The 25,301-nt window shown below is 72.1% G+C and carries 25 protein-coding genes; 14 read left to right on the top strand and 11 right to left on the bottom strand.

Annotated elements, in window-relative coordinates; translation table 11 throughout:
- Positions 1-47 precede the first annotated feature (47 nt).
- Genes ABZ208_RS04825 through ABZ208_RS04805 form a run of 5 tightly spaced genes read left to right on the top strand, consistent with a single transcriptional unit; the run spans position 48 to position 4,223 of the window.
- Complete coding sequence (locus ABZ208_RS04825; RefSeq protein ID WP_356908140.1) at positions 48-1,670, top strand: 4-coumarate--CoA ligase family protein; 1,623 nt, start codon at positions 48-50, stop codon at positions 1,668-1,670.
- Positions 1,667-2,407 carry an enoyl-CoA hydratase family protein gene (locus tag ABZ208_RS04820; RefSeq protein ID WP_356908139.1) on the top strand — a complete coding sequence of 247 codons (741 nt, stop codon included), beginning with the start codon at positions 1,667-1,669 and terminating at the stop codon, positions 2,405-2,407. The genes ABZ208_RS04825 and ABZ208_RS04820 overlap by 4 nt, the downstream gene beginning before the upstream one ends.
- Positions 2,395-2,994, top strand: coding sequence for a TetR/AcrR family transcriptional regulator (locus tag ABZ208_RS04815; RefSeq protein ID WP_356908138.1), 600 nt, complete (start codon positions 2,395-2,397; stop codon positions 2,992-2,994). Before ABZ208_RS04820 ends, ABZ208_RS04815 begins: the two co-directional genes overlap by 13 nt.
- Positions 2,987-3,577, top strand: a complete 591-nt coding sequence (locus tag ABZ208_RS04810; protein ID WP_356908137.1) for a hypothetical protein — start codon at positions 2,987-2,989, stop codon at positions 3,575-3,577. The genes ABZ208_RS04815 and ABZ208_RS04810 overlap by 8 nt, the downstream gene beginning before the upstream one ends.
- 1 nt (position 3,578) lies before the next feature.
- Positions 3,579-4,223, top strand: coding sequence for a hypothetical protein (locus ABZ208_RS04805; protein ID WP_356908136.1), 645 nt, complete (start codon positions 3,579-3,581; stop codon positions 4,221-4,223).
- Between the two features lie 61 nt (positions 4,224-4,284).
- On the opposite strand, the gene ABZ208_RS04800 is transcribed toward ABZ208_RS04805, so the two are convergent.
- A complete protein-coding gene (locus ABZ208_RS04800; RefSeq protein ID WP_356908135.1) occupies positions 4,285-5,394 on the bottom strand; it encodes a citrate synthase 2 in 1,110 nt (369 codons plus the stop codon).
- A 404-nt stretch (positions 5,395-5,798) separates the two neighbouring features.
- Here ABZ208_RS04800 and pdxH point away from each other — a divergent pair, with 404 nt between their 5' ends.
- Positions 5,799-6,443, top strand: coding sequence for a pyridoxamine 5'-phosphate oxidase (pdxH, locus tag ABZ208_RS04795; protein ID WP_356908177.1), 645 nt, complete (start codon positions 5,799-5,801; stop codon positions 6,441-6,443).
- 605 nt (positions 6,444-7,048) lie between these two features.
- Here the strand turns inward: pdxH and ABZ208_RS04790 are convergent.
- The 5 genes from ABZ208_RS04790 to ABZ208_RS04770 form a co-directional block, all read right to left on the bottom strand.
- On the bottom strand, positions 7,049-7,243 hold the full coding sequence (locus tag ABZ208_RS04790) for a hypothetical protein (RefSeq protein WP_356908134.1): 195 nt from the start codon (positions 7,241-7,243) through the stop codon (positions 7,049-7,051).
- 47 nt (positions 7,244-7,290) lie between these two features.
- Positions 7,291-7,689 carry a hypothetical protein gene (locus tag ABZ208_RS04785; protein WP_356908133.1) on the bottom strand — a complete coding sequence of 133 codons (399 nt, stop codon included), beginning with the start codon at positions 7,687-7,689 and terminating at the stop codon, positions 7,291-7,293.
- Positions 7,690-7,933: 244 nt separating this feature from the next.
- Positions 7,934-9,463, bottom strand: coding sequence for a HAMP domain-containing sensor histidine kinase (locus tag ABZ208_RS04780; RefSeq protein ID WP_356908132.1), 1,530 nt, complete (start codon positions 9,461-9,463; stop codon positions 7,934-7,936).
- Positions 9,460-10,182 (bottom strand): response regulator transcription factor, encoded by a 723-nt coding sequence (locus ABZ208_RS04775; protein ID WP_356908131.1) that lies wholly within the window; start codon positions 10,180-10,182, stop codon positions 9,460-9,462. Before ABZ208_RS04775 ends, ABZ208_RS04780 begins: the two co-directional genes overlap by 4 nt.
- Positions 10,183-10,325: 143 nt before the next feature.
- Entirely contained in the window at positions 10,326-11,198 is an 873-nt protein-coding gene (locus ABZ208_RS04770; RefSeq protein WP_356908130.1) for a winged helix-turn-helix transcriptional regulator, read from the bottom strand.
- A 137-nt stretch (positions 11,199-11,335) separates the two neighbouring features.
- On the opposite strand from ABZ208_RS04770, the gene ABZ208_RS04765 reads away from it, so the two are divergent.
- From ABZ208_RS04765 to ABZ208_RS04755, 3 genes are read left to right on the top strand one after another with little or no spacing between them, the layout of a single operon-like run.
- On the top strand, positions 11,336-12,133 hold the full coding sequence (locus ABZ208_RS04765; RefSeq protein WP_356908129.1) for an ABC transporter permease: 798 nt from the start codon (positions 11,336-11,338) through the stop codon (positions 12,131-12,133).
- The gene (locus ABZ208_RS04760; protein ID WP_356908128.1) at positions 12,133-13,146 is read left to right on the top strand and encodes an ABC transporter ATP-binding protein; all 1,014 of its coding nucleotides are present in this window, start codon (positions 12,133-12,135) and stop codon (positions 13,144-13,146) included. Before ABZ208_RS04765 ends, ABZ208_RS04760 begins: the two co-directional genes overlap by 1 nt.
- Entirely contained in the window at positions 13,143-13,973 is an 831-nt protein-coding gene (locus ABZ208_RS04755) for an ABC transporter permease (protein WP_356908127.1), read from the top strand. The genes ABZ208_RS04760 and ABZ208_RS04755 overlap by 4 nt, the downstream gene beginning before the upstream one ends.
- 302 nt (positions 13,974-14,275) lie before the next feature.
- Here the strand turns inward: ABZ208_RS04755 and ABZ208_RS04750 are convergent, their stop codons facing one another.
- A complete protein-coding gene (locus ABZ208_RS04750; RefSeq protein ID WP_356908126.1) occupies positions 14,276-15,706 on the bottom strand; it encodes a hypothetical protein in 1,431 nt (476 codons plus the stop codon).
- 259 nt (positions 15,707-15,965) lie between these two features.
- Between ABZ208_RS04750 and ABZ208_RS04745 the strand changes: the two genes are divergently transcribed.
- A complete protein-coding gene (locus tag ABZ208_RS04745) occupies positions 15,966-17,339 on the top strand; it encodes a PAS domain-containing protein (RefSeq protein WP_356908125.1) in 1,374 nt (457 codons plus the stop codon).
- Positions 17,340-17,617: 278 nt separating this feature from the next.
- Here ABZ208_RS04745 and ABZ208_RS04740 read toward each other — a convergent pair whose 3' ends face one another.
- Positions 17,618-18,373: an SIS domain-containing protein gene (locus ABZ208_RS04740; RefSeq protein ID WP_356908124.1), complete on the bottom strand. Its 756-nt coding sequence runs from the start codon at positions 18,371-18,373 to the stop codon at positions 17,618-17,620.
- Positions 18,374-18,616: 243 nt separating this feature from the next.
- On the opposite strand from ABZ208_RS04740, the gene ABZ208_RS04735 reads away from it, so the two are divergent.
- From ABZ208_RS04735 to ABZ208_RS04720, 4 genes are all read left to right on the top strand, one after another.
- Positions 18,617-19,309, top strand: coding sequence for a metal-dependent transcriptional regulator (locus ABZ208_RS04735; RefSeq protein ID WP_328399264.1), 693 nt, complete (start codon positions 18,617-18,619; stop codon positions 19,307-19,309).
- A gap of 504 nt (positions 19,310-19,813) precedes the next feature.
- Positions 19,814-20,677, top strand: a complete 864-nt coding sequence (locus ABZ208_RS04730; protein ID WP_356908176.1) for an alpha/beta hydrolase — start codon at positions 19,814-19,816, stop codon at positions 20,675-20,677.
- Positions 20,674-21,135 (top strand): hypothetical protein, encoded by a 462-nt coding sequence (locus ABZ208_RS04725; protein WP_356908123.1) that lies wholly within the window; start codon positions 20,674-20,676, stop codon positions 21,133-21,135. Before ABZ208_RS04730 ends, ABZ208_RS04725 begins: the two co-directional genes overlap by 4 nt.
- Positions 21,132-21,887 (top strand): hypothetical protein, encoded by a 756-nt coding sequence (locus ABZ208_RS04720; protein ID WP_356908122.1) that lies wholly within the window; start codon positions 21,132-21,134, stop codon positions 21,885-21,887. Before ABZ208_RS04725 ends, ABZ208_RS04720 begins: the two co-directional genes overlap by 4 nt.
- 14 nt (positions 21,888-21,901) lie before the next feature.
- Here the strand turns inward: ABZ208_RS04720 and ABZ208_RS04715 are convergent, their stop codons facing one another.
- From ABZ208_RS04715 to ABZ208_RS04705, 3 genes are read right to left on the bottom strand one after another with little or no spacing between them, the layout of a single operon-like run.
- On the bottom strand, positions 21,902-22,789 hold the full coding sequence (locus ABZ208_RS04715; protein WP_356908121.1) for a hypothetical protein: 888 nt from the start codon (positions 22,787-22,789) through the stop codon (positions 21,902-21,904).
- Between the two features lie 50 nt (positions 22,790-22,839).
- Positions 22,840-24,459, bottom strand: coding sequence for a transporter (locus ABZ208_RS04710; RefSeq protein ID WP_356908120.1), 1,620 nt, complete (start codon positions 24,457-24,459; stop codon positions 22,840-22,842).
- A complete protein-coding gene (locus tag ABZ208_RS04705; protein WP_356908119.1) occupies positions 24,456-25,268 on the bottom strand; it encodes an ABC transporter ATP-binding protein in 813 nt (270 codons plus the stop codon). The genes ABZ208_RS04710 and ABZ208_RS04705 overlap by 4 nt, the downstream gene beginning before the upstream one ends.
- Positions 25,269-25,301: the final 33 nt, after the last annotated feature.

Genomic DNA, 25,301 nt, shown 5'->3' with positions numbered 1-25,301 from the left:
CTGGCCGTCGACACAGCGTCGATCCACGCAGGGCCGAGGGGGCCGTCATGGTGAAGCACAGCAGCGTGTTCCGCAGCACGTACGCGGATGTACCGGACGTCGTCGAGCCCATCCACGAGGCCGTACTGGGCCGCGCGGCCGAGTTCGGTGACACGGTCGCCCTCGTCGACGGGGTGAACGGCACCACCGTCACGTACCACCAGCTGGATCTGTTCCACCGCCGGATCGCCGCCTCGTTCGCCGCGGCCGGCCTGCGCAAGGGCGATGTGCTGGCGTTGCACAGCCCCAACACGGTGGCCTACCCCGCCGTGTTCTACGGGGCCACGCGCGCCGGCGCCTCGGTCACCACGGTCCATCCGCTCGCCACGGCGGAGGAGTTCGCCAAGCAGTTGCGCGACTCCTCCGCCCGCTGGATCGTGACCGTCTCACCGCTGCTCGAAGTCGCCCGCCGGGCCGCCGAACTCGCCGCAGGCATCAAGGAGATCTTCGTCTGCGACCGGGCCGACGGGCATGTCAGCGTCCTCGACATGTTCGTGTCCACCGCGCCGGAGGCCGAGGTCCCGATCGACCCGTCCGAGGACGTCGCGGCCCTGCCGTACTCGTCGGGCACCACAGGGGTGCCGAAGGGAGTGATGCTCACCCACCGCTCCATCGCCACCAACCTGGCGCAGCTGTCCCCGTTCATACCGATGGGCCCCGGCGACCGCATCCTGGCCGTTCTGCCCTTCTTCCACATCTACGGGCTCACAGCTCTGATGAACGCGCCGCTGCGTCACGGAGCCACCGTCGTGGTGCTGCCACGGTTCGAACTCGACACGTTCCTCTCGGCGATACAGGAACACAGGATCAACGGCCTGTACGTCGCCCCGCCGATCGTCCTCGCCCTCGCCAAGCACCCGGCCGTCGCCCAGTACGACCTCTCCTGCCTGGAGTACATCGTCAGCGCCGCCGCACCGCTCGACGCCCGCCTCGGCGAGGCCTGCTCGCAGCGGCTCGGTCTGCCGCCCGTGCGCCAGGCGTACGGCATGACCGAGCTGTCGCCCGGCACCCATGTCGTACCGCTGTCCGCGACGAACCCGCCCGCGGGCGCGGTGGGTCTGCTGCTCCCGGGCACCGAGATGCGGATCCTCGACCTCGACGGCTCCGGGGCGGACGCCGCCGCGGGCGCCGAGGGCGAGGTCGCAATCCGCGGCCCGCAGGTGATGAAGGGCTATCTCGGCCGGCCCGACGCCACCGCGGACATGATCGACGCGGACGGCTGGGTGCACACCGGTGATGTGGGGCGGGTCGACGAGGACGGCTGGCTGTTCGTCGTCGACCGGGTCAAGGAACTGATCAAGTACAAGGGTTACCAGGTGGCCCCGGCCGACCTGGAGGCGCTGCTGCTCACCCACGAGTCCATCGCGGACGCGGCGGTGATCGGCGTGTACGACGAGGACGGCAACGAGATCCCGAAGGCGTTCGTGGTCAAGCAGCCGTCCGCCACGGAGCTGACCGAGGACGAGGTGCTCGCGTTTGTCGCCGAGCGCGTCTCCCCGTACAAGAAGATCCGCCGCATCGAGTTCATCGGCGGCGTCCCGCGCGCCGCCTCGGGAAAGATCCTGCGGCGGGAGCTGAGGGACCGGGAGACCCGGCGCGCGCAGAGCGCCGGGGAGAAGGAGAACACGTGACGCTGGTCCTCACCGCACACGAACGCGGTATCACCACCCTGACACTCGACTCGCCGGCCAGCCGCAACGCCCTGTCGGCGCAGTTGGTCGGCGAGCTCGCCGAGCGGCTCGCCGACTGCGCCAAGGACGACTCCGTGCGGGCCGTGGTGCTCACGCACTCGGGTTCGACGTTCAGCGCCGGGGCGGACCTGAACAACCCGCCCAACCCGTACACGTTCGTCGCTCTGCTGCGGCAGATCGTCACGCTGCCCAAGCCGGTCGTGGCCCGGGTGGCCGGTCATGTGCGGGCCGGCGGGCTCGGTCTGGTCGGCGCCTGCGACATTGCGGCGGCCACCGCCGGTTCGGACTTCGCCTTCACCGAGGTCCGCATCGGGGTGGCCCCGGCGGTGATCTCGCTGCCGCTGCTTGCGCGTATGGCCCCGCGGGCCGCCGAGCGGTACTACCTCACCGGCGAGCGCTTCGGCGCGACGGAGGCGGTCCGCGCCGGGCTGCTGACGCTGGCCGCGGACGGCGAGGACGTGGACGCGGCGCTCGCGCCGCTGCTCGACGGGCTGCGCAGGGCGTCACCGCAGGGCCTGGCCGCATCGAAACAGCTCGTCGCGGCTAGGGTGCTGGAGACCTTCGACCGGGACGCGGAAGACCTGGTCCAGCGGTCGGCCTCGCTCTTCGCATCGGCCGAGGCGCGCGAAGGGATGACGGCCTTCCTCGAACGACGGGAACCCGCATGGGTGTTGTGAGCCCCACCGCCAAGGAGCCCAAGCAGGACCGCAGCCGGGTCACCCGGCAGCGGCTGCTGGAGGCGGCGGTCGCCTGCCTGGCCGAGGTCGGCTGGGCAGGCTCGACCGTCTCGGTGGTGGCCGAACGGGCCGGAGTCTCGCGCGGCGCGGCGCAGCACCACTTCCCCACCCGGGAGGACCTGTTCACGGCGGCGGTCGAGTACGTCTCGGAGGAGCGCTCCCAGGCGCTGCGCACGCTGCCGACCCAGGACCGTACGGCGGTGGTCGCGGCCCTGGTCGATCTGTACATCGGACCGCTGTTCCGGGCCGCGCTGCAGCTGTGGGTCGCCGCCTCGAACGAGGAGCAGCTGCGCGCGCGGGTCACGGAACTGGAGGCCAAGGTCGGCCGTGAGACCCACCGGATCGCGGTACGGCTGCTGAACGCCGACGAGTCACGGCCGGGCGTACGCGAGACCGTCCAGGGCCTGCTGGACATGGCGCGCGGCCTCGGGCTCGCCAACCTCCTCACCGACGACGCCGCCCGCCGTCAGAGGGTGGTGACACAGTGGGCGGCACTGATCGAGGAGGGGTTGAGCCAGGATGGGTGACAACTTCGAGCGGATCGTCGATGTCGAGGTTTCCCAGGAGGACGCCCCGGCGCTCGCCGAGCGGACGGTCGACTGGATGGTGGCCGAGGGCCTGATCACGCGCGAGATGTCCGGCGACGCGATGTACAGCCTCCGGGTGGAGGAGGGCTATGTGCCCGGCCCCAACTGGGCGCGGGCCGCAGAGGACTGGGGCGACCACATACCGGCGCCGGTGGCCGTGATCGTCGGCCGGAACTACCACGTCGGGGGTCAGGGCGAGGACACGGCGGACGCCGCGATCTGCCCGCGCTGCGACACGAGGACGGTCGTCATCGACTATCCGGAGGAGTTCGAACCGAAGGAGGAGGTCTGGCAGCCCTTCCGGGAGGGCATCGCCGCCTGGATGGAGACGGGCCGGGGGAGCGTGGACTGCCCCGCGTGCCGCGCCTCGGTCCCGGTGACCGAGTGGCGGTTCGGATGGGGCTTCGAACTCGGGGCGCTCGCGTTCGACTTCTGGGGGTGGCCACCGCTCACGGACGAGTTCGTCGCCGAATTCGGCAGGCAGCTGGGGCACCGCGTCGAGCAGCACGGGGGCAAGTTCTGAGATGGGCGACCACTTTCAGACCATCGTCGACCTCGACGCCACGGCCGAGGACGCCCCGGCGCTCGCCGAGCGTGCGGTCGCGTGGCTGGTCGCGGAGGGCATCGTGCGCGCCGAGCAGACCGACTGTGTGCTCGGGAAGCCGCTCGGGCATCCGCCGGGCCCGAACTGGGCCAGGACCGCGGCCCCCGAGGACGCCGACCGGGATCCGTCGGACGGATTGGACGTCACGACCGGCCGGACCGTTTTCTTCGGCGGTCAGGGCGACGCCGACTGGGCCGACTGCCCGAGCTGCGGGGGCCGCACCCTGTTCGGGCCCGGGGACGCGGACCGGTACGACCCGCTGGACGACGACCCGCTGGACGACGACACACCGCCCGGCGAGGGCGGCGAACCTCTGGACGAGGAGTGGGAGTCCTTCTCCCGGGCCATGGACGCCTGGAGCGCCACGGGCGAGGCGAGCGTGGAGTGCCGGCACTGCGGCGTCGACGTCCCGATCACCGACTGGACCTGGCCGCACGACTCCTACGCCTTCGGCTACCTGGGCCTGGAGTTCTGGAACTGGCTGGAGTTCCGCCCGGAGTTCGTGGCCGAGCTCGGCCGGGAACTGGGCGGTCACCGCACCGTCGTGGTGTGGGGCAAGTTCTGACAGCGGCAGCGGACACGGCGGGGGGCGGCGCGGACCGGCCGCCCCCACCGCCACCGGTGGGTCAGCCCGCCAGGTTCGCGATGTCCTCGTAGCCCGCGATCTCGCGCGGGCTGCGCGCGCCGGGGCCCACGTACCGCGCGGACGGACGCACCAGACGGCCCGTGCGCTTCTGCTCCAGGATGTGCGCCGACCAGCCCGCCGTACGGGCACAGGTGAACATCGACGTGAACATGTGCGCCGGGACCTCGGCGAAGTCCAGCATGATCGCCGCCCAGAACTCCACGTTCGTCGCCAGGACCCGGTCCGGGCGGCGGTTGTGCAGCTCCTCCAGCGCGGCCTTCTCCAGCGCCTCCGCGATCTCGAACCGGGGCGCGGCCAGCTCCTTCGCCGTACGACGCAGCACGCGGGCGCGCGGGTCCTCGGCGCGGTAGACGCGGTGGCCGAAGCCCATCAGGCGCTCGCCCTTGTCCAGGGCCCGCTTCACGTACGCGGTCGCGTCACCCGTGCGCTCGATCTCCTCGATCATGCCGAGCACACGGGAGGGCGCACCACCGTGCAGCGGCCCCGACATCGCGCCCACGGCACCCGAGAGGGCGGCGGCCACGTCGGCGCCCGTGGAGGCGATGACGCGGGCGGTGAAGGTCGAGGCGTTCATGCCGTGCTCGGCGGCCGAGGTCCAGTAGGCGTCGACGGCCTTGACGTGCTTGGGGTCCGGCTCGCCGCGCCAGCGGATCATGAAGCGCTCGACGACGGACTGGGCCTTGTCGATCTCCTTCTGCGGGACCATCGGCAGACCCTGGCCGCGCGCACTCTGCGCCACGTACGACAGCGCCATCACGGCTGCGCGCGCCAGATCGTCACGGGCCTGCGCCTCGTCGATGTCCAGGAGCGGCTTCAGACCCCAGACGGGGGCCAGCATCGCGAGCGCCGACTGCACGTCGACCCGGATGTCGCCGGAGTGCACCGGGATCGGGAACGGCTCGGCGGGCGGCAGCCCGGGGTTGAACGCGCCGTCCACCAGCAGGCCCCATACGTTTCCGAAGGAGACGTGCCCCACCAGTTCCTCGATGTCGACACCCCGGTAGCGCAGCGAGCCGCCCTCCCTGTCGGGTTCGGCGATCTCCGTCTCGAACGCGACGACTCCTTCGAGTCCAGGTACGAAGTCGGACATCAGGCGGCTCCTCAAGACGTGTACGACAGAAGCGGGCCGGTCACCCCGGTGATTCCCCCTACGGCCGGGGATCACCCAACCGTCGGGAGGCAGGCACGATATCCCCTGCTGTAGGGAGGCCACAGTGACCCGACGCAAGATTTTGGCGGGTGCTGATGATGCGGGGAAGCGTGACATCCGGCACACTGCCCCATTTCGGTCCAGGAGGATTGACGGCACTCCGCGCCGGGCAAACTCGACCCCTGCGGCAGGATGTTCTTGTGACCGATGACGCCGCACCGCAATCGTCCGAGCCGGATCCGGCCGCCGCCCCGGGATCGCGGGGCCCCGCCGACGTGACCGTCTCCGGTCTCGCCGTACCGGACCCCGCCGCGACCGACCTCGTCGTACCGGACCCCGCCGTCATGCGTGAGCAGTACCGCTCGACGCCGCTCGACGAGTCCGCACTGGCCGAGGGACCCATGGACCAGTTCGCCCGCTGGTTCGCCGAGGCCGCCGCCGCGGCCCTGATGGAGCCCAACGCCATGGTCGTCGCCACAGCCGGCCCCGACGGGCGCCCGTCGACCCGGACCGTCCTGCTCAAGCAGTACGACGAGCGCGGCTTCGTCTTCTTCACGAACTACGCCTCGCGCAAGGGACGGGAGATCGACGCCAACCCGTATGTCTCGCTGCTCTTCCCCTGGCACCCGCTGGCACGCCAGATCATCGTCACCGGAACCGCGTCCCGGATCGGCCGCGACGAGACGGTCGCGTACTTCCGCACCCGCCCGCACGGCTCCCAGTTGGGTGCCTGGGCCAGCGAGCAGTCCTCGGTGATCGCCTCGCGCGAGGAGCTGCTGCGGCGCTACGAGGAGCTGGAGGCCCGCTACCCGGAGGGCGAGCAGGTGCCCGTGCCGCCGCAGTGGGGCGGCGTCCGGGTCGTACCGGACGCGGTGGAGTTCTGGCAGGGGCACGAGAACCGGCTGCACGACCGTCTGCGGTACGTGCGTACCGACGCGGACGCCGAGCCGGGCAAGGGCGGCTGGACCGTGGAGCGTCTGGCGCCATAGGCCCTGTCCGGGCGATCTCGTCGGGCCCGCGGCGGCAACTGCGGCACCTCGCTGTGTTGTCGGAGTCGCCCGAGTACGTCCGGTACGAGGGCGATCTCCTCCGGCCTCCGGGCGGTACCCCTACCGCCTTGCGATGCGTCCCCTCGGCCCTGGCGGCCTGGGGAGACCCCATGCCTCGGCCCTGGCGGCCTGGGGAGACCCCATGCCTCGGCCCTGGCGGCCTGGGGAGACCCCATGCCTCAGCCCTGGCGGCCTGGGGAGACCCCATGCCTCGGCCCTGGCGGCCTGGGGAGACCCCATGCCTCGGCCCTTTCGGGCCTGGGGAGACCCCATGCCCAGACCCTGGCGGGCCTGGGAAGACCCCATGCATCCGACGCCGCAGGCTGATCCTCGAAGATCGCCCGGACAGGGCCTCGGGCCGAGTGGGACGCCTCTCGTACGGACTGCGGCGAGCACCGGGTGGATCCCCGGAGCCGAGGCACGAGGCTCCGGGGCCACAGGGCGGTGCGCGGTCCCGCGGGGAGGGGCCCGCACTCGGGGGCCGACAGGTGGGGCGGTGGCGCGCGGCGAGTGCCGACCCGCACGTCCTGCCTCTTCAGCCTGTCTCAGTCGTCTGCCGCGATGTCGGTTTCGGCGGCGTGCGCCGCCGATTCGGCGTCGTTCAGCAGCTTTTCCATCTCGGCGGCCGGCTCGGTGGGCGTGACGGTCGCCGGTGCGGAACCGCTCGGGACCGGCGCGCTGTCACCGGCCGCCGGTCCGGTGTCCTGACCGCATCCGGCGACCAGGAGTGCGATGGCCACAGCCGCCGCCGCGCGGCCGACGGAGCGAGGCCGGGCCGTTGCCCGCATCAGCCCTTGGCCCCGTCGCCGTTGGCCCGGCACCACGTCTTGACCTTGGCCAGGTCCTTCTGACGCTGCTCAAGCGTGGTGACGTGCGACGTGCGGGCGGTGAGCCGGTTGCGGAGGAAGGTCTCGATCTCCGTGTGGCCGGCGGACTTGGCCGCGGCCACGCGCTTCTCGAGGCGGGCGATCGAACCACGCGTGGCCGCATCGCCGTTCATGCGCTCCAGCGCGTTCCCGATACGCTTTTCGATCTTCGGCAGGCGCTTGCACAGCTTCTTGGCGCCGTCGCCGCTGCGGGTGGCGCCGGGTGCGGGCGTGCCGTCGTCGGCCGCGGCGCTGCCGCCGGCGGCGAGCAGAGAACCGCAGGCTGCAAGGGCGACGACGGCGTTCCTGAGTGTCAACATGACTGTTCCTCCATGCCGGTTCCGGCGGGGTTGCCGTTCCGGTCGGAACGCTAGGGGCCGTCTTTGTGGAAACTCTGTGGCCGTCTGCCCGTCGCAGCGGGGCGGCCCGATGCAGGGCTGCCGCCCGCGCCGTCCACGCGCCGTCGGTCCACCGGACGGTCACCAGGTCCGCTCCGTTCAGGGCCGGCGGCCAACCGGTACGGGCAGGCGGCGTCGACACGGGCCGGACACCCCGTCGACGGCTTCACCGCCTGCTTCTGCCGTATTCCGGATGCGTCGTCGGCGGGTGGTCCGGGGGCGCAGCGGCGACTCCTGCGGCTGTCCCGATCATCCAGTCCCGGCGCAGCGGCAGCGCGACGGCCTTCCCGTCACGTCCTTGCGCCGGCAGACGGACCTCGAAGCGGGTACCGGTGCCGCCGGGCCGGTCCAGCACCCGTACCCGGCCACGGTGCAGCGCCACTTGCTGGGCAACCAGCGTGAGGCCGAGGCCGGAGCCGGGGCTGCCGGGCCTGCGGTGGAAGCGCTCGAACACGGCGTCGCGGGAGCAGGCCGGTATGCCCGGCCCGTGGTCGTCCACCGTGAGGACCGCCGTCGCACCCTGTGGCTCCGGATCTGTCCGCAGGACGAGATCGACCCGAGCGGGCTCCGATCCGCGGCAGCCGTGGAGAACGGCGTTGGCCAACAGATTGTCGAGGACGGTGCGCAGTCCCGGCTCCCAGCCGTGCACGGGGAGGAACTGCTCGCCGGACACGCTGACCCTTGCTCCCGGGTGACTGCGCCGCAGGTCCGCGACCGAGGCCTCGGCCACCTCTGCCAGGTCCACCGGTCCGAACGCGTCGGCTTCGACCAGGTCTCCACGGCCCAGCTCACGCAGCATGACCAGCAGGCCCAGCAGGCGCCTGTGTTCGTGCCGGAGATCGTCCAGGATCTCTTCCCGCTCCGGCTCGGCCAGTGAGGGATGGTCGGTGAGGAGCTCCAGGTTCGTCTGCATGCTCATCAGCGGGGTGCGGAGTTCGTGCGACGCGGCCGCCGAGAAGGACCGTGCCGTGGCCAGCGTCTCGGCCGTGCGGGCGGCCTGCTCGTCGTAGCGGGCCAGTACGGTCTGCAGGGTGCGGGCCAGGTCGTCGACCTCGGTGACCCGGGTCGGGCTGTGATCGAGCCGGGTCGTGGTGGCCCGTGGGTCCAGGCCGCTGGTGCGCTGCTGCAGGCGCCGCAGTGGCCGGCTCGCGCGGGTGGCCACGGCTCCGGCGAGCAGTGCGGCCAGGGGTGCGGTCAGCCCGGCGACGGTGAGTACCCGGGCGCGTACGAGTCCCAGCTGTGCCTCGCTCGTCGTGTCCGGCGAGAACAGCCACAAGGTGCCGTCGACGCCCTGCCGCGGACCGGTGACCTGTACGGACATGGTCCGCCAGCTCGTGCTGCCGTCCCGCACGGTGACAGGTTCAGGGGCGCTGCGGGGCAACGGTACGTCCGCCTTCGGCTGCGGCCCGCCGGACGCCGTTCCCTCGGGGCCGATCAGCCGGATACCGACGTCGAGCGCGGAATTGTACAGGCGGCGCTCGCGGGCACGTTCAACGGCGGGTGGCCGGTCGGCGGCCGCTGCTTGCAGCAGACCGCGGGCGCCCCTGGCGACCGTGGCGGCGCGGTCACGCAGAAGCCGGTCCTGCTGGTCGTGGAGATCGGCCGCCACCAGCCGTATCAGCAGCCAGCCGGAACCGAGCACCAGCAGCACAACGGCCACGCCCACCGCCAGCGCGATCCGGGTGGACAGCTTCACCGCGCCTCCCGACTGCCGGCGGAGGCGCTGTCGTCGCGCAGGACGAAGCCGACCCCACGGACCGTGTGGATCAGCCGGGGCCGTCCACCGGCTTCCAGCTTGCGGCGAAGATAGCTCACGAACGTGTCGACGACACCGGTACGGACGTCGAAGTCGTATCCCCACACGCGGTCCAGCAGCTGATCACGCGTGAGCACAAGGCCGGTGTTGCGTACCAGCACGTCCAGGAGCTCGAACTCGCGCCGGGTCAGCGGGAGCAGGGCACCGTCCACCCGTGCCTCGCGGGCTGCCGGGTCCATCACGAGCGGCCCGATCCGCACCCGGCCGCCGTCGGCGGGCGGGCGCCTGCGCAGCAGCGCCTGGAGCCTGAGCACCAGCTCCTGAAGGGCGAACGGCTTGACCAGATAGTCGTCGCCTCCGGCCTGGAGGCCCGCTATCCGGTCCGAGGTCTCGTCCAGGGCGGACAGCATCAGTACGGGCACCTCGTTGCCGTCGCCGCGCAGAGCCCCGCACACCTCGATGCCGCTGAGGTCGGGCATCGATATGTCCAGCACGATCACATCGGGCGGGTCGTTCCTGACACGGTGCAGCGCGGCCCGCCCTCCGCCGGCGAGCTCCACCGCGAAACCGTTCAGCCGCAGCCCGCGCTCCAGCGACCGGCGGATCGCCGCATCGTCGTCGACCACGAGCACCCGCCCCTGTCGCGATGTCCCGCCCACTCGAACCTCCCTGCCCGCGGGCCCGGCGGACCCGTCCGTTCCACGGCGTCCACCGACAGTGCACCGGACAGCTGTGGAACCCGTGTGAGACCCGAGGATGCGGCATCCCTGCCGTGGAGCCCAGAGCCGTCAGAGCCGTGGCACTAGAGCCGTCGCGCGAGGTCGAGTGAGGTGCCCACCGCCGCCGGGATGTCCGTCACCGGGAACTGCACATGGCGCACCGTGCGCTCCCGGTCGACCACCAGCACCGCGCGCTTGAGCCGCAGGGCCTGGCCCGCCCGGAAGGTGGGCAGCCGCAGCGCCGCGGACAGGCGTGCGTCCATGTCGGACAGCAGCGGGAAGGGGATCTCCTCCGCCGCGGCGAAGGACCGCTGCTCGTCGGGGCGCTGCGTGCTGACCCCGCGGACGGCGACGCCGGCGGCCCTGAAGTCGTCGTAGGCGTCGGCGAACAGGCGGTTCTCGAGGGTGCAGCCGGCGGCTCCCGGGATGTCGGACCAGCCGTCCGGCAGCGGGCTCGGCCGCCCCGTGGCCGGATAGCAGAACAGCACGGTCGCCGCCGCGTCCGCATCGACGGGGTCCAGGCCGTCGCCGGTGTGCGCGGGCAGCGTGATCCGCGGCAGCCGGGTGCCGGGCAGCCCGGTCATCCGCCGTGCCTCGGCGCTGTGATCGTCGGCCGAGGCGGTGAGCGTGCCGTCGCCGAGGAGCCAGCGGTCGGCCCAGTCCTGCAGGGACACCAGTACGGGGAGCAGCGCGCGGCCGGCGGCGGTCAGCCGGTACTCGTGGCGCACCGGGCCCCGCTGGTACGGGACCTTCTCCAGGATGCCGCTGTCGACCAGGTGCGCGAGGCGCTCGGTGAGCACCTTGCGGGAGATGCCCAGCTCGTGCTGGAGCTCGTCGAAGCGGTGCCGGCCGCGGGCCGTCTCCCGTACGAGCAGCAGGCTCCACCAGTCGCCGACCACCGCTGCCGCCTGCGCCACGGCGCAGGCGGCGTCGCGCTCCGGTACTGCTCTCGCCATCGTCCGCTCCTCCCTGACATCGCAGGAACCATCTTGCGTCATGGGGTGAGTTCCCGATAGAAACTTACTTAGTTCCTAATGGGAACTCACTAGTCGTCGGATCTCAAGCTTGTCTCGGATCTCAAGGGGGAGAGGTCGTGCCCACAGCCCGGGCCACCGCATGGCGTACCTGGCAGATGACCAGACGTGCCTATCCATGGACCTACGCCGTCGGCACCGTGCTGCCCGCCGCGCTCACCATCTCGCTCGCGTACCTCGGCTTCCACGCCATCGGCGACGGAGAGGTCGGCGACGACTTCGGCACCGGCGCCGCCTCGTACCTCGCCTACATCGCCGTCGGTGCGACGGCCTTCCAGTTCGCCGTCCGCCTCATCCTCTGGTCGGCCAAGGCACTCATCACCGAACAGCGCCAGGGCACCCTCGCCGCCCTGCTCATCGCACCCGCCGGACGGCTGCCCTACCTGCTCGGCTTCACGGCCTTCGCCGTCCTCAGCAGCCTCGTCGAATTCCTCACCCTCGGCGTCGTTCTCGCCCTGCTCGGCATCGCCGTCCCGGTCGCCTCACCACTCGGCGCACTCGCCGGCGCACTTGCCCTCGTCTGCGCGGTCTTCGCACTGTCCGTCGGACTCGGCGGGCTGATGATCGCCGCGGGCGAGGCGCACATCTCCCAGAACACCGTCTTCATCGTGCTCGGGCTGCTGTGCGGCTTCACCTTCCCCCGCGACTACCTGCCCGCCCCGGCCCAGTGGCTCGCCGAAGCCCTCCCCACCACCGCCGCCATGGACGTCCTGCACGGATCACTCACCGGCGGACACTCCTTCGCCGAACTGGCCCCGCGGCTCGCGGTCTGCGCCGCGCTCACCGCCGTCTACCTGCTCCTCGGCCTGGCGTACCTGCCACGTGCCGAAGCCCGAGCCGTCGAGAGGACCTACTGATGACCACCGGGATCCAGGTCCGCGCCCTGCGCAAGGACTTCCCCGTACGCGACAAGGGCATCTTCGGCCCCCGCACGCTCAAGACCGCCGTCGACGGACTCGACCTCGACATCCCCCCGGGCCGTATCACCGGACTCCTCGGCCTCAACGGCGCCGGCAAGACCACCACCATCAAGACCATCGCCACGCTGCTGCGCCCCACCTCGGGCACGGTCACGGTCGACGGCCTCGACACCGTCGCCGACGCCCGCGCCGTACGCCGCCGCATCAACCTCATCGCCGGCGGCGAGCGCATGGTCTACACCCGTATGACCGGCCGCGAGAACCTCTGGTACTTCGGCCAGCTCTACGACGTGCCCAAGCCGGACCTGCGCCGCCGCATCCACGAACTCCTCGCCCTGGTCGGCCTGACCGACGCCGCCGACACCATGGTCGAGCGCTACTCGCGGGGCATGACACAGCGCCTCGCCATCGCCCGCGGACTGATCAACGAACCCGACTACCTGCTCCTCGACGAGCCGACCCTCGGCCTCGACGCGCCCATCGCGCGCGACCTGCGCCGCGTCGTCGCCCGCCTCGCCGCCGACGGCACCGGTGTCCTGCTGACCTCCCACTACCTCGCCGAGGTGGAGGAGCTCTGCGGCCATGTGTACGTGATCTCCGACGGCCGCCACCTGGCCGAGGGCAGCCCCGCCGAGCTCAAGGCGGCGACCGGCAGCCACCGCACCGTACGCATCACGGTCACCAACCCCGGCGAACGCGTCACCGCCGTCGCCGACTCCTTCGGTGCCACCCGCGAACCCCGCCCCGACGGCAGCGAGGTGATCACCCTGCGACACCCCGACGACATCGCCGGCCCGCTCGCCGCGGCGCTCGTCGGGGCGGGCGGCTCCATCGGCGGTCTCGACATCGCCGAAGCGAGCCTCGAGGACGCCGTCCTCAAGCTCGCCGACCGCACGCACGAGGGCCGCGCGGACGCGGGCCGGGCCCCCGCCGAGGCGGCCTCGGTATGAGCCGCCCGAGCCACGCCTTGCGCGTCTTCGCCGCCGAAGCGCTGAAGCAGCACCGCAGACTCTTCGGCCAGCCCCTGGTCGTCTTCTCCATGCTGGTCTGGCCGGTCCTCCAGCTCGCCACCACCTACTACACGCTGCGCCCGGTCGCGACCGCGTCCCCCGCCGCGGACAACTGGCCGGCGGCCGCCGATCCCGACCGGCTGCTCGCCTTCCTCGCCACCGGCACGCTCGCCTACGCCTTCTTCTTCTCGCTCGTCCAGTCCGCCTGGCACTTCTCCTTCGAGCGCAGCACCGGCACCCTGGAACTCCTCTTCCTCTCCCCTGCGGGCCGTCTGACCCTCATGATCGCCAACGGCACCGGCGCCCTGCTCCAGAACGCCTGGCTGCTGACCTGCTTCACGATCGTGGCCCTCACCGGCTTCGGCGCGCTGTCGGTCGCGGCCTGGTGGATGTGCGGGGTGGTTCTGCTGGCGCTGCTGATCCCCGCGGTCGCGTGGGGAGCGTTCCTCAACAGCCTGCTGGTCTTCTCCCGAGACTCGGCGTTCCTCTACACGATCCTCGACGAGCCCCTCTGGTTCGTCTCGGGCGTGCGCCTGCCGAACTTCGCCCTGCCTGCGGCGATCCAGATCGTGGGCGCGGTCTTCCCGCTGACGGGCAGCCTGCTCGCGGTCCGCGGCGCACTGCTGGAAGGGCGGACGGTCGCCGAGCTGGGCCCGACCCTGGCGGCTCTCGGCGCGCTGAGCGCGCTGCTGCTGGCCGCGGCTGCGGTGATCCTGAAGGCGGGGGAGGCACGGGCGCAGCGGACGGGGAAGCTGAGCCTGGCGTGAGGGTGCCGGGGCCGGGAACGCAGACGACCCGTGGGCCTTTGGTTCCTGCCGTACGGGACGGAGGAAGCCGGCCGGACTTACCGGCGGCCCACGGGTCGGGTGACTGCTTGGTTTCGGCAGACGGCCTGCCGAGGTGCACAGAGTGCGACGGCAGGCCCTAGCCCGCAGTCACCTCGCTGGTCCGGTAAGAAATCACTTCCGGATCACCTCCTTTCGGCGTGCGGCCCACACTAGGAGCCTCTCCGGGGATGCTCAACCCTATTTTCGGGACGAGTGGTGCGGGAGGTGACCGTGCCGCCGCCTCACAGGCCGGCCTGCGCCAGCAGCTCCTCCATCGCCTCGACCGGCAGCGCCGGGGAGCTCGCCGCCGCTGTGACCACGGACTCCTCCTCGTCCCCGTCCGCCAGCAGGGCTCTGAGGGCCGCGACCGGCAGGTTCGGGTGCGGCGCGACCTCGCGGCGGACCAGATGGTCGTCGTCGGCGGCCAGCCGGGCGGCGAGCGCGGGGGGCAGGTCCGGGTCGCGGGGGGCCAGGGCACGGATCCGGGGGTCGGCGTCGGTGGCGAAGCGGCGCAGGGTTTCGGGCGGGAAGGTGGTGTGGTCGGCGGGGCGGCCGCGGACCTTGCTGCGCCGGTGCCGGCGCTCCACACGCTCGGCGGCCTCCGGGGAGAGGGCCGGGGCATGGGACGCCATGGTGTGGCGGACGCTGTTGTCCTCGTCCTCCAGGAGACGGTCGACGGCCTCGGCGGGCAGGTCGCGGCCGGCCGCTGCCGAGCGGCGGAAGCAGGCGTACGGGGAGTCGGCATGCGGGAGCGGGTCGGCCTGTATCCAGGAGATGTTCCGGAACGTGAGCCCGGTCAGGGCGAGTTGGCAGAGAAGATCCTCCTCGGTGACCGCGAACGCGGCGTCGCCGCGGTCTGCGCCGTCTATCAACTCCTTGTAGATGGACGCTCGTTGCTCCTCCGGCGTGTCCTCGCGCACGAAGATCTCGGCACGGACCAGCGGCGACGCGTCCTGGGCGAGCGCGTCGCGAAGGCCGGCCGGCAGGCCGGGGTGGGCGGCGAAGGCGGCGCGTACGTCGTCGTCCGGGTCCTCGGCCAACTCCTTCGCCAGAGCCGCGTCCAGGGCCACATGCCGGACCGCTCCCGCCCTGGTCACCGGGTCGGCGAGCAGGGCGGCGTGCAGGTCGGCGGGCGGAACGGGGTGCGGGGTGCGGCGGAAGTACGTCGAGCAGGCGGCCGCCCGGACCTTCGGGTCCTCGTCCGTCAGCAGCGTGCGCCGCACGTCCTCCGGCGCCTCGACCCACCACTGGGCGAGCTCGATGCGCACGGCGGGGTCGGGGTCGTCGGCGAGGCGGGCGCGGATCGCGGGCGGGGTGTCGCCGTTCCGCGCGACGTCCGTGCGGACCTTGGCGGACGGGTCCTCGGCGAGCGCGGCGAACACATCGCCGGACAGACCGGCGGCGCGGGAGGCGAGGGCGCTGCGCACCATGTCGTCGGCGTGGCCGGCCAGGGTGCGCCGGACGGCCGGCGGCAGCTCCGGGTTGCAGGCGAGCGACAGGGCGCGCCAGTCGTCGCCGAACGCGAGGATCCTGTCCGTGAGTTCCTCGGTCAGATCGGTGCGCCGACGCGCCGCCTCGCCGCACGCCTCCTGGTGGTGCAGCAGTCGCCGCAGCAGGTGCTCGGGGAGTGCAGGGTTGCGTGCCAGGCCTGTCAGCGCCTTGTCGATCAGCATGCCGGGCATGCTAAAGCCTCTTTTCCGGATGATGCCGGGCTCGCGTGCCCTGGCTCCCCCCGCGGCCTTCGGTGCGGGAGGCAGCCCCCGCACCGGGATCCCGCTCACTGTTCCGGCCTGATCCGGAACACAGGCCCAGGCATGGCCGAAATTTCGGCGGGCAGGGATTTCCCCGAACTGTATGTGTCCTGCGTCACGTTCCAGTTGAATGATCTGACGTGCACCGGTACTCGCGGACACGTCCTGCAGGGGGTCCAGGATGACTGCTTCCAGACACAAGACCACCGATGCCGCCGTCGGCGCCGGCGAACCGGGCCGGGGCGGGCCGCCGGGGGCGGACCTGCTGGCCGCCCTGCTGGACGGGATGGATGCCGCGCTCTGCGCCCTGGACGCGGGCGGAACCATCACCCACTGGAACCGCGAGGCGGAGCGGATCCTCGGGTGGTCCGCCGAAGAGGCGGTCGGGCGGCACGGGTTCTCCGGCTGGGCCGTGCGCAGGGCGGACGCCGGGGAGGTCCAGCGGCGGCTGATGGCCGCGATGGAGGCACCGGGACGGCAGGTGCACGAGTTCGCGCTGCTGCGCAAGGACGGCGGGCGGGTGCTCGTGCGGACGCAGTCGGCGCGGGTGGTCGGCGTGGACGGCAGGTCGGCCGGGGTGTACTGCGCGTTCAGCGAAGTGCACGCCCAGATCGATCTGGAGCGGTCCATCGCGCTGAGCGAGGCCCTGTTCGACGACGCGTCGTGGGGTGTCGTCCTGGTCGATGTGGACCTGCGGCCCGCCGTCGTCAACGCCCATGCGGCGCGGGCGTTCGGCGCGGGGCGCAGCTCCGCGCTGGGCCGGCCGCTCGGGGAGGTCGTCGTCCAGGGTGTGGAGGAACTGGAGGGCGCGCTCCATCACGTACTCGCCGAAGGCGCGCCGCGCGGGCTCGTCGAGCTGTGGGTGACCGTCGCCACCGCCGGGGGCGAGCAGCAGCGGCGCTGCTGGCGCAGCGGGTTCCTGCGGCTGGCCTCGCCGCTCGCGGAGGAGCCCGTACCGCTGGGCGTGGGGTGGCTGTTCCACGACGTGACCGAGGCGAAGCTGGCCGAACAGGAGGCGGACCGGATGCGGTTCCGGTCGAGTCAGCTGCACCGGGCGGGACGGGCGGCCGCGGAGTGCGAGGACCCGGTGGAGGCGGCGACCGCGTATCTGGACTTCTCGCTGCCCGGCTTCGCCGACCATGCGCTGATCGATCTGGCGGAGGCGGAGGGGGAGCGTCTGGTGCGCGCGGCGGCGACGCCTGCGGGGGCGCCCGGACCGTGCGCGCCGGTCGCGGGCGGCGGGCTTCCGGTGCGGTACCCGCCGGGCCACCCGGCGTTCCAGTCGGTGGAGCGGTGCGGCTCGGTGCGGGCGAGCGCCGGTGCGGCCGCGGCAGGTGACTGGGCGGCGCAGCGGCAGTGGCCGCCGGATGCGGCGCACGCGCTGTGCACGGTGCTGCGCAGCCGGGGGCGGACGCTGGGTGTGCTGACGTTCCTGCGCGGGCCGGGTCGGCCGGCGTTCGAACGTCAGGACGCGGTGTATGCGGAGAGCGTCGCGGTGCTGGCGGCGGCGTCGCTGGATCTGGCGCAGGTCACGGGGCAGGGCGCCGGGGGCTGAGCCCCGGGCCTCCGGCCTGCCGCCCCTGGGACGGGCCCGCGGGAGACGGGTCCGCGCACCTGCCGGCCGACGGCGGCGCGGCAATGGTGCGCAGACGTCCGGGTCGACGCCCCGGGGCCGCGGTGGCATCGCCGGCCGGTCCCCGTCCGAGCGGCGCGGGGGAGAGCGCACCGACACCCGGCGGCTGCCGTCCGCGCGGGGTCGGCGGCACGGTCGTCGCCGCGGCACCGGACCACGCCGGCCGTTCGCTCGTCGCCGGGGCCGTCAGTGGCGGGCCGTCAGTGACGGAAGAAGATCCGGTCCCGGTACTCCGTCATCACACGGCCGTTCCACTCGTGGCCGCCGTCCACGTTCCCCGAGCGCAGCAGCGGGGGTTCGATGCCGCGCGCCACCAGCTGTTCGGCCGCCGCGGCCATGGTCGCCTGCATCAGCGCGCTGGTGACGACGGTGGACGCGGGCGCGAACGGCGCCGCGATGCCCTCGTGCGTGAGCTCCGCGTCGCCGACGGCGATCTTGGAGTCCAGGACGATGTCGCAGTGGTCCTTCAGGAACGAGTTGGAGGCATGGCGTGACCTGGTCTCCTCGGCGTACGCCACCGAGGTCACGCCGATCACCGTCAGCCCGAGCGCGCGGGCGTTCATGGCCATCTCCACGGGCAGGGCGTTACGGCCCGAGAGGGAGATGATCACGAGTACGTCGCCCTCACCGGCCGGGCTGGAGTCGAGTACCGCGCCGGCGAGCCCGTCCACGCGCTCGAGCGCCGAGCCGAGCGTGGCCGGCATGACGTCGACGCCGACGACACCCGGAACGGCGAGCAGATTCATCAGGGCCAGGCCGCCGGCCCGGTAGACGACGTCCTGTGCGGCGAGGGAGGAGTGTCCGGCGCCGAACGCGAACAGGCGGCCGCCCGAGGCGACGGCCTCGGCGATGGCCGTGCCGGCGGCGGCGATGTTCTCGGACTCCTCGTCGCGTACGCGCTGCAGCAGGCCGATGGCGGCGTCGAAGAACTGACCGGCCAGCTTGCTCTCGCTCATCGCCGAGCCCTTTCCACAGGAGGGGAGGACGACACCGGGAGTACCCGTGTCGCGGATCACGGTGCGGTCTGGACCATTGCCCTGTCAATACGGACCGCGCCGTGCGGGCCTGCCTTACGAGCCCGCAACACAAGGCTGCTGTACTGGGTTCCCCTCGCACGGCACGGTTGTCGGCGGGATGCGTAAGAATTGAGCCGGGACCAGCGCACGACCGTTTTCATGTCACAGCATCGAGGGGCTCGTATGTCCGGACTGATCGACACGACGGAGATGTATCTCCGCACCATCCTCGAGCTGGAAGAGGAGAGTGTGGTGCCCATGCGGGCCCGCATCGCGGAGCGGCTCGACCAGAGCGGCCCGACGGTCAGCCAGACCGTGGCCCGGATGGAGCGCGACGGTCTCGTCACGGTCGCGGGCGACCGGCATCTCGAGCTCACCGAGGAAGGCCGGCGGCTGGCGACGCGAGTGATGCGCAAGCACCGCCTGGCGGAGTGTCTGCTGGTCGACGTGATCGGGCTGGAGTGGGAGCAGGTCCACGCCGAGGCCTGCCGCTGGGAGCACGTGATGAGCGAGGCGGTGGAGCGGCGGGTGCTGGAGCTGCTGCGCCACCCGACCGAGTCTCCGTACGGGAACCCGATCCCGGGCCTGGAGGAGCTGGGAGAGAAGGCGGAGGCCGACCCCTTCCTGGACGACAGCATGGTCTCGCTGGCCGAGCTGGACCCGGGCGCGGACGGCAAGACGGTCATCGTGCGCCGGATCGGCGAGCCGATCCAGACGGATGCCCAGCTGATGTACACGCTGCGGCGGGCGGGTGTGCAGCCCGGTTCGGTGGTGAGTGTGACGGAGTCCGCGGGCGGGGTGCTCGTGGGCAGCGGTGGCGAGGCGGCGGAACTGGACGCGGAAGTGGCGTCGCACGTCTTCGTGGCCAAGCGGTAGGACGGCGAGGACGGCGCCGGCGGGCTCCGCGCCCCTAGGGGCAGCGGCGGCCCGTGGCCGTATTCCGTCCGGAATGGCAGCGGCCGGGCGGATCGCATGCCAGGCTGGCTGAGGCATATGACCCACGACCTGGGGAGGGGATCTGGGTGATGCGCCCGTCGTACGCCTTGCGTGCCCATGGCCGCCGGCCCTGGAATCACCTGCACACCTGGAACCAAAGGGGTCCCGGCGCCCGAAGGCGCCGGGACCTGTCCTCCCCTGTGCTGACCCGGAGCCCCGAGCTCTCAGGGTCAATCCCCTCGGACCGTTTTCCCCGAGCGGCCCGCCTCCCGCAGAAGATCTCCCCTCGGCGGCGGGAGTCAATCCCTGAGCATGGTCACTCGAACGAGGGGTGTTGCGCGCCAGAGCCCCGTTTTCGAATACAGGTTCGATAGTCTGGCGATGCTCGGCAGGACTCGACAGGTGTCAACCCGACCCGGGGGAGAGAAGGGGGTGCCAGGCCAGATGGTGCGGCGCATCGATGTGACCGGAGCCCACGGCGTACGCCTGGCTGCCTGGGAGTTCGCGGACCCGCCCAAGGGACGCGGCGACAGTGACCATGCCCCCGGGGTGTTACTGCTCCACGGCCTGATGGGCCGTGCTGCGCACTGGGCCTCGACGGCGCGATGGCTCGCCGAGCGGCATCGGGCGGTCGCGCTCGACCAGCGGGGCCATGGCCGCAGCGACAAGCCGACCGGCGGCCCCTTCACCCGCGAGGCGTATGTGGCTGACGCGGAGGCCGCGGTCGACCAACTGGGTCTCGCCCCGGTGACGTTGATCGGCCACTCGATGGGCGCACTGACCGCCTGGCAGCTGGCGGCGAAGCGACCGGACCTGGTCCAGGCCCTGATCATCTGCGACATGCGCGCGTCCGCCCTGGGGGCGGCGTCGCAGCGCGAGTGGGAGGACTGGTTCCGTTCCTGGCCGCTGCCGTTCGCGACGCTGGCCGATGTGCGCAAGTGGTTCGGCGAGGACGACCCCTGGGTGGAGCGCCCGAACCCGGCGCGCGGCGAGTTCTTCGCGGAGGTCATGGCGGAGAGCGCGGACGGCTGGCGCCCGGTGTTCTCGCGCCGCCAGATGCTCACGTCCCGCGAGACCTGGGTCCACGACGCCCACTGGGAGGAACTGGCCCAGGTTCGGTGCCCGACACTGGTGGTCCGCGGCCTGGACGGCGAACTGGGGCGTGCGGAGGCCCAGGAGATGGTCCGGGTCCTGCCCCGCGGCGAGTACGGCGAGGTGGTGGACGCGGGCCACCTGGTCCACTACGACCGCCCGGACGGCTGGCGCACGGCGATCGAGTCGTTCCTGGACGGGGTCCTGACACCGTGACAGCAGGCGGGACGAAGTCCTTCGCCTTCGACGACCCGAGCCTGCGCAGAACGTGTGAGGCGTGCGGGGCGAGCATGCACTGCGCCGTCGGGGAGGCGCTCCACGACGGCCGGCGACACTGGCACGTGGAAGCCACCTGCGAGGACTGCGGAAGCGGATGGATCAACTGCGGCGACGATGATCCGCCGCCCGTTGTCCGGGAGGCGCTCATCGCGGCGTACGGATGGTGGACCGTCCGGGTCGGCGCGGAGTCCGGAGGCCGAGGGGCGCTGCTGCTGAAATGCGTTCGGGAGGTGTACGGCGGCTCCCTCGCCGAGGCGAGGCAGAGGGCGGACGCGCTGCGCGCATCGGGTGTCCAGGGGACCCAGGCCGATGCGGAGATCCTGGCCGGGGCGCTGGGACGAGCGGGATTCCCGGCGGAGATCATGTCCGGGAGCAGGGAAGGCGGGGCGAAGTGACCGGCGGCCGGGGCGCGTTGCAGATCCACACCGCCGAGCCCGTTGCGCCCGGTGTCGTCGAGTGTGTCGTGCGCTGTGTCGGCGGGCTCGTGCGGGTCGGGCAGCGGTACGAGGCCGGGCGGTTCACGGTGGACTGGATCAACTGCTACGGGCGGCGGGTCGATCAGATCCCTCCGCCGTACTCCGCGAAGGTGCAGCTCTCCGGAGCGGGTGTGGAGGAGCTGCGCGACTGGATCGTCATCCTGGCCGACGGCCCACGCAGTTACGGGTATGTCGGGCCTCGCGACATCTGGCGCGCCGCGCGGGGAGCGGAGGGCGGACGGGCGGTGGGCAGCGCCGCGGACTTCGAGGCGTGGGTCTCGGAGCAGGAACAAGCCGATCTCACCGAGCCGTTCACCTATGTGGTCGACGTGCAGGGACTGCTGTGGCTGGCCCCGCGGCGCAGTGAGCATGTCGCCTGTGCTGAGCGCGGGCAGGTGCTCGGGGCCGGGGAGGTCGCCTTCCGGCCTGCGGGCGGGGCCTGGGAGGTCGACGAGATCAGCAACCAGTCGACCGGGTACTGCCCCGACCTCGACTCCTGGACCGCCGTCGCCGCCGGCCTCGACCGGGCGGGGCTCGGGCGGCCCGACGGGTTCACGCACGAGGTGCTCTTCAGGCGCTGCCCCGGGTGCGGCGAGGTGAACGTGGTGCGTGAGGGCTGGTTCGTCTGCGCCCTGTGCGGGGACGATCTGCCCGCCGACTGGAACCTGTAGCCCCGCCCGCCCTGTCAGCCGATCGGCTCGCGCATCTCCTCGCGCACCTTGACCGTCGTCTCCGCCACCACGTCCATGTCGACGTCCTGCGGCGACTGGGCCGCCGTCGCCGGGCTGACCATGGCGACCGACCCGTTCGTGTTGTCGTCGGCCCAGGCGCACATCGGGAACGTCATGGTGCTGCCGTCCTGTTGCTTGCCCGTCAGCACCTGGCAGGTGATCGTCACATCCGAACCGGCCGGGGTGGCGTTCCGAGGGGCCACGACCCGTGCCGCCCCCTTCGCCTCGGCCGCGCCCCTCAAAATCGCGTCGCGTGCCTCGTCGGGGTCCTTGATGCTGCCGTAGAGACCCGAGACGGCCAGCACGCCGCCGTCGGACTCCGAGAGCCAGTGCGCCACCGCCGGCTGGGGGTTGCGGATGTTGGCTTCGCTCATGTCCGCCATCTTGGGGCGCTGCTCGGCCGACTTGTCCTCGGCCAGCTCGTACTTGCCGCCGAGCAGGGTGCGGGGGACCGTGAGCCGGTACTTCGCTTCCGGGAAGCCGTCCTTGCTCTTGTCCCCGCTGCTGTCCGCGCCCCGGCCGCTCGTGCTGCCGCTGCTGCTCGATCCGCCGCGGCGGTCCGACCGCAGGTCGACGTTGTTCCCGAACCAAGCGACCGCGAGGAGGGCCGCGGCCGATCCCAGCGCGACGGCCACGGTCAGGACCGTCCTGTTCTTCTTCTGTGGTGGCTGGGGCGGTGGCGGGGGCGCCGGCGGCAGCCCGCCCCAGCCGGGCCCCGGGTACGGCTGGGGCGGCATCGGAGGCTGTTGTGCGTACGGCTGTGGCGCATACGGACCGGGCTGCGCGTACGGCTGCTGACCGTACGGATTCGGCTGCCCATACGGACTCTGCGGCGTGGACATGACCGCCACCATACTTCACGGATGCGAACTCCCGCAGAGCGATGGTCCGTTCAGCCCTTGCTGACCGCCGTCAGGATCTCCGGCAGCCGCCGCGCGGTCTGCGGTGCCGCCAGCCGCACCCCTGCCCAGGCGATCAGCGCGCCGTACGCCGTCCCCACCGGCAGCATCAGCCACGGCGCCGACTCGAAGTCCGACGCATGCAGCCAGATCGTCAGCGCGATCAGCGGGGCGCACATCAGCACCGCCGAGATCATGCCGCCGAAGATGGAGATCCAGGCCAGCCCGCCCTGCCCCGGAGCCACGTTCTTGTACGCGCTGTCCTGCGGGATCGAGTACGGGAAACGCGCCGAGGCCAGCGCACCGGTCGCCAGCATCGCGCCCAGCAGGGCGAACGACAGTCCCATCACCTCCGGCAGCCCCTGCCACTCGCCCAGCACGGCCGCGGTCGTCGTCGACACCAGAGCCATGTACGGGAGCATGATCACCAGCAGGGCCAGTGCCCGGGCCCGCAGTTCGTCGTACGCGTCCTGCGTGGACGAGATCGTCATCGCGACCATCCAGAACGCCGACGTGTCCTGGCCGAACTGGTTGTACATCTGGATACCGAGCATCCAGGCCGCGAAACAGGCCAGATAGATCGAGCCCGTGCCCTGAAGCGCGTTGAACAGCGGCACGATCAGTCCGATCGCCAGCGACGTCACCCACGCCGCCTTGGTCTTCGGGTCCCGCCACACATAGCGCAGGCTGCGGTGCATCACCGTGCCCGTACGCCCCTCGGGCAGCAGCCGGTGCAGCCCGCTCACCGACTCCTTGCGGCTCGGCTCCGTCGCCGCCGCGAGCGTCGAGCCGTCCGGGGCCGTCATCAGCTTGGTGAGGCTGCGTTGCCAGGACCACAGCAGGGCGTACAGCGCCCCGGCCGACAGCGCGAGTTGGGCGACGGCAACCCCGTAGGAGCCCTCGCTCGCGGCTCCCACCGCGCCGATCGCGGACGCCGGCGGCACCCACTGCACGATCTCCGCCACCGGGTCGAGCGCGCCGATGCCACCCGAGGCGCCGATGCGCTGAGCGGCGAAGTTCACGACCTGGAAGCCGATCGCGATCACCAGGCCGCTGAGCACGGCCAGGTCACGGCCCTTGCGCGAGGTGAGCAGCCGGATGTTTCCCGCAGCCACCGCCCGGGCCAGCGCCACGCACACCAGCAGGGTGAGCGGGACGGCGACCACGGCGACGACCAGTGCGAACGCCCCGTGCGCCAGCGCGAACGCCGACCCCACCACCAGGCACAGCGAGAACAGCGGCCCGATGCCCACCAGCGAGGCGCCGAGCAGCGCCACCACCAGCGGGTGCGGCCGCAGCGGCAGCATCACCAGCCGGGTCGGGTCGAGCGTCTCGTCACCGCTGGGGAAGAACAGCGGCATCACGGCCCAGCCGAGCGCCAGCACGGCGGTCAGCAGCACGACGACGGACTCGGCGTGGGCGTTGCCCCGCAGCACCACCAGGCCGATCAGCTGGCCCGCCGCCAGCAGCAGGGTCATGACGAGCGAGGCGACGAATGCCGCCGTGCGGCCGGACGACTGGCGCAGGCCGTTGCGCAGCAGCGACAGCTTGAGGCGTACGAAGATCCCGGTGAGGGCGGCCGTGCTCACCGGCGTGACCGCGGCGGTGCTCAACGTGCACCGCCGCCGAGCCAGTCCAGGGACTCGGCCGTTTTCCGGCCGCTCGCCCCGACCAGCTCCAGGAACGCGCTCTGCAGCGACGGCGCATCCCCGCGCACCTCGGCCAGCGTGCCCTGTGCGCGGATCCGGCCCGCCGCCATCACCGCCACCCAGTCGCACAGCGACTCCACCAGCTCCATCACATGGCTGGAGAACACGACGGTCGCCCCGGAGGCGGTGTAGCGCTCCAGGACCCCGCGGATCGTCTGGGCGGACACCGGGTCGACGCCCTCGAACGGCTCGTCCAGGAACAGCACCTCGGGGTTGTGCAGCAGCGCCGAGGCCAGGCCGATCTTCTTGCGCATTCCCGTCGAGTAGTCGACGACCAGCTTGTGCTGGGAGCCGGCCAGGTCCAGTACCTCCAGCAGCTGGGCGGCGCGCTTGTCGACCTCGTCGCCCGGCAGGCCGCGCAGCCGGCCGCTGTAGGCGAGCAGTTCACGGCCCGACAGCCGCTCGAACAGCCGCAGCCCTTCCGGCAGTACACCGATCCGGGACTTCACCTGGACCGGGTCACGCCAGACGTCGTGCCCGGCCACCTCCACCCGGCCCTGGTCGGGCCGGAGCAGCCCGGTGACCATGGACAGCGTGGTCGTCTTGCCCGCGCCGTTCGGGCCGACCAGGCCGATGAACCTGCCCGAGGGCAGCGTGAGATCGATCCCCGCGACGGCGACCTGCTCGCCGAACCGCTTCCACAGTCCCTCTACATGAACGGCGGGCGGCGTCTTCGGCGACCCGCCCCCGGTGCCAACTGCCTGGTCCGGCATGTGATCTTGCGCCTTTCGGAGTCCCGCATCCAC

It is taken from the genome of Streptomyces sp. NPDC006208 (genome assembly GCF_040613775.1).
Classification (GTDB): Bacteria; Actinomycetota; Actinomycetes; order Streptomycetales; family Streptomycetaceae; genus Streptomyces.
This window is presented reverse-complemented; position numbering and strand designations above follow the sequence as displayed.